This is a genomic window from uncultured Nevskia sp. (assembly GCF_903885465.1).
Lineage (GTDB): Bacteria > Pseudomonadota > Gammaproteobacteria > Nevskiales > Nevskiaceae > Nevskia.
This window is the reverse complement of record NZ_CAISIQ010000487.1, coordinates 1-3,185: the sequence shown is the minus strand read 5'-3', so window position 1 is coordinate 3,185 and position 3,185 is coordinate 1. Positions and strand designations below refer to the sequence as shown.

Below are 3,185 nucleotides of genomic sequence, written 5' to 3'. Positions count from 1 at the left end.
GACCACCCGGCTTTGCCGCGAGGTCAGCGCGCCGATCTGCGAACCCAGGGGCCGCGAACGGAAATAGGCTTCGGACTGCACAGACGTCAGCTTCTCGACCCGGCCTTCCACCCGAACGCTGCGCTCCAGCCGATCCCACCAGAACGTCGCCGCCGCATACGGATGAGCCGCCAGCGCACGAGCTTTCCGCGAGTCGTAATGGGTGTAGAAGGCGAGGCCCGTGGCCTCGAGCCCCTTCAGCAGCACCACGCGGGCAGACGGACGACCATCGGCATCGACTGTCGCCAGGGTCATCGCCGTCGGTTCGATCATGCCGATGGCGACGGCATCGTCGAGCCAGCGCTGAAGCTGCTGCAGCGGATCGGCGGCGACATCGGCTTCGAGCAGCGGCGGATTGCGGGTGTACTGATTGGCCATCGGGTTGGGTATCGGGGTGGGAATCGGGTTCGCCATCGGGTCGGTCGGTGCTCGAAGTCGGGCAAAATAGGAACTCGATCCATTCTGCCGGAATCCCCGATGACCTCCCCCGCCACGGAAGTACCTGCAACCTTCAAGGCGCTGCGCATCCATCAGGTCGACAAGAAGACCGAGGCGCGTCTCGAAGCGATTACCCTGGCCGACCTCAGCGCCGGGCAGGTGGTCATCCGGGTCGCGTACTCGTCGATCAACTACAAGGACGCACTGGCGGTGACCGGCAAGGGCCGGATCATGCGCGGCTATCCGAAGGTCGCCGGCATCGATCTGTCCGGCATCGTGGTATCCAGCGAAGTGCCGGACTACAAGCCGGGCGACAAGGTGGTGGTCACCGGCGGCAATGTCGGCGAGCAATTCGACGGCGGCTTCGCCGAATACGCACGCGTGCCGGCCGAAGCCGTGGTGCGCCTGCCCGCCGGCCTGAGCCTGCATGAAGCGATGGCGCTCGGCACTGCCGGCTACACGGCCGCGCTGGCCCTGCGCCGTATGCTCGAAAATCATCAGCGGCCGGATCTCGGCACGATCGCCGTCACCGGCCCGACCGGCGGCGTCGGCTCCATCGCCATCAGCCTTTTCAAGCGCGCCGGCTTCACCGTGGCCGCGATCACTGGCAAGCCGGGTGCGGAGAAGTATCTTCGTGATCTCGGCGCCGACGAGATCGTCGATCGCAACACGCTGGATATGGGCTCCAAGCCGCTGGAAGCCGCACGCTGGGGCGGCGCCGTCGACAACCTCGGCGGCGACACGCTGGCCTATCTGGCCCGCACCGTGAAGCCCTGGGGTTCGATCGGCGCGGTCGGCCTCGCTCAGGCGCCGACGCTGAACACCACGGTGATCCCGTTCATCCTCCGCGGCGTCAGCCTGCTTGGCATCTTTTCGGTGGAATGCCCGCGCAGCTGGCGTCTGGCGATCTGGGAGCGTCTGGCCAGCGACTGGAAGCCGGAAGGCCTGCTGAGCCTGATCGCGCCGAAGACCGTGCCGCTGGAGGAAGTGGCAACGGTCGCCGAAGAACTGGTGGCCGGCAAGGCGCAGGGCCGTACCGTCGTCCGCATCGCCGACGATCTCTGATCGATCGCCTACCAGCCCCGCCAGCGACCATGAGCCAGCGCCACGACCAGCATGACGATCATCACGACCATGAGCATGGTCGTGATCATGACCATGACTCGCACGATCACGGCGCAGCGCACAGCCACAAGCCGGCGAAGGCGAAGAGCCATGACCACGATCATGGGCATGGCCATGGGCACGGTCATCACCATCACGGCAGCAGCAACGAAACGCGCCTGACCTGGGCGCTGGTGATCACGGCGCTGTTCATGGTCGTCGAAGTCGCTGGCGGCGTGATTTCCGGCTCGCTGGCGCTGATCGCCGATGCCGTGCACATGCTGACCGACTCGGCCTCGCTGCTGCTGGCGTTGATCGCGCTACGCATCGCCAAGCGTCCGGCCGATGCACTGTTCTCTTACGGCCGCGCTCGCCACGAAGTGCTGGCGGCGTTCGTCAACGGCCTGGCCCTGCTGGGCTTGAGCGTCTGGATCATCTTCGAATCGGTACAGCGCCTGATCACGCCGCATCCGGTGGTTGGCGAGACGATGCTGATCGTTGCAGCGCTCGGCTTCGCGGCCAACCTGCTGTCGTTCCTGATCCTGCGAGATGGCGAGGATTCGCTGAACCTCCGAGGCGCGCTACTGCACGTGCTCAGCGATCTACTCGGCTCGGCCGCCGCAATGGCCGCGGCGGTGGTGATCATGCTGACCGGCTGGGTGCCGATCGATCCGATCCTGTCAACCTTCGTCGCACTGCTGATCGTCCGCAGCGGCTGGCGGGTCACCCAGGAATCCGCGCACATCCTGCTTGAAGGCGCGCCGCGCGATCTCGATCCCGATGCACTGGCGCACGAGCTTGCCGCCGCCGTGCCCGGCGTCACCGGCATCCACCATCTGCACGCCTGGTCGCTGACCGACAAGCATCCGGTGATGACCCTGCACGCGGTGCTCGCCGAAGGCACCGATCGCGATGCCGCGCTGGGCGCGATCCTGCAGCAGCTCAAAGCCCGTTTCGGTGATGTGCATGCCACGGTGCAGATCGAGCAAGTGGCTTGCGGCGAACGCTGTGGAGAACCGGCGCCGCTGAAAGCCTAGGGCTCAAACCCGCCGCCATTTCACCGGCAGGCGCTTCACGCCGCGCTGGAAATTGGAACGCAGGAAAGCCGGTGCACCATCGGCCTCGAGGCTTCCCATCCGCGCCAGCACCTCGGCAAACAGCGCGCGCATCTGCATGCGGGCCAGCTGCGCGCCGAGACAGAAGTGTGGGCCGTAACCGAACACCAGATGCGGGTTCGGCGTACGCAGCGGATCGGGCCGCGCCGGATCGGCGAACACGGTTTCATCGTGATTCGCCGACAGGAACGACACCACGACCTTGTCGCCAGCGCGGATCGCCGCAGCACCGAGCGCACAGTCTTCGGTCGCGGTGCGCCGAAACGTCATGACCGGCGTCCACCAGCGCAGCAGCTCGTCGATCGCTTTCGGCAGCAGCGCCGGCTCGGCGCGCAGCCGCAATTGCAACTCGGGATGTTCGATCAGGCCGATGCAGGCGCCTGGAATGCCGTTGCGCAAGGTTTCGTTGCCAGCGACCGCGAACAGCCAGAACAGGTTCTCGAATTCTTCGAGGCTGAGCCGCGTGCCGTCGTCATCGCGCGCCGCCAG

Annotated in this window: 4 protein-coding genes; 2 read left to right on the top strand and 2 right to left on the bottom strand. The window is 66.2% G+C overall.

Annotated elements, in window-relative coordinates:
- The coding region (locus QZY06_RS18895) for a pyridoxal 5'-phosphate synthase (protein WP_295687013.1) at positions 1-417 on the bottom strand (417 nt) is incomplete at its 3' end.
- A 99-nt stretch (positions 418-516) separates the two neighbouring features.
- On the opposite strand from QZY06_RS18895, the gene QZY06_RS18890 reads away from it, so the two are divergent.
- Both QZY06_RS18890 and QZY06_RS18885 read left to right on the top strand, forming a co-directional pair.
- A complete protein-coding gene (locus QZY06_RS18890) occupies positions 517-1,542 on the top strand; it encodes a YhdH/YhfP family quinone oxidoreductase (protein ID WP_295687010.1) in 1,026 nt (341 codons plus the stop codon).
- Positions 1,543-1,571: 29 nt separating this feature from the next.
- Positions 1,572-2,618 carry a cation diffusion facilitator family transporter gene (locus QZY06_RS18885; RefSeq protein ID WP_295687008.1) on the top strand — a complete coding sequence of 349 codons (1,047 nt, stop codon included), beginning with the start codon at positions 1,572-1,574 and terminating at the stop codon, positions 2,616-2,618.
- Between the two features lie 3 nt (positions 2,619-2,621).
- On the opposite strand, the gene QZY06_RS18880 is transcribed toward QZY06_RS18885, so the two are convergent.
- A partial coding sequence (locus tag QZY06_RS18880; protein WP_295687004.1) for a cytochrome P450 occupies positions 2,622-3,185 on the bottom strand: 564 nt, incomplete at its 5' end.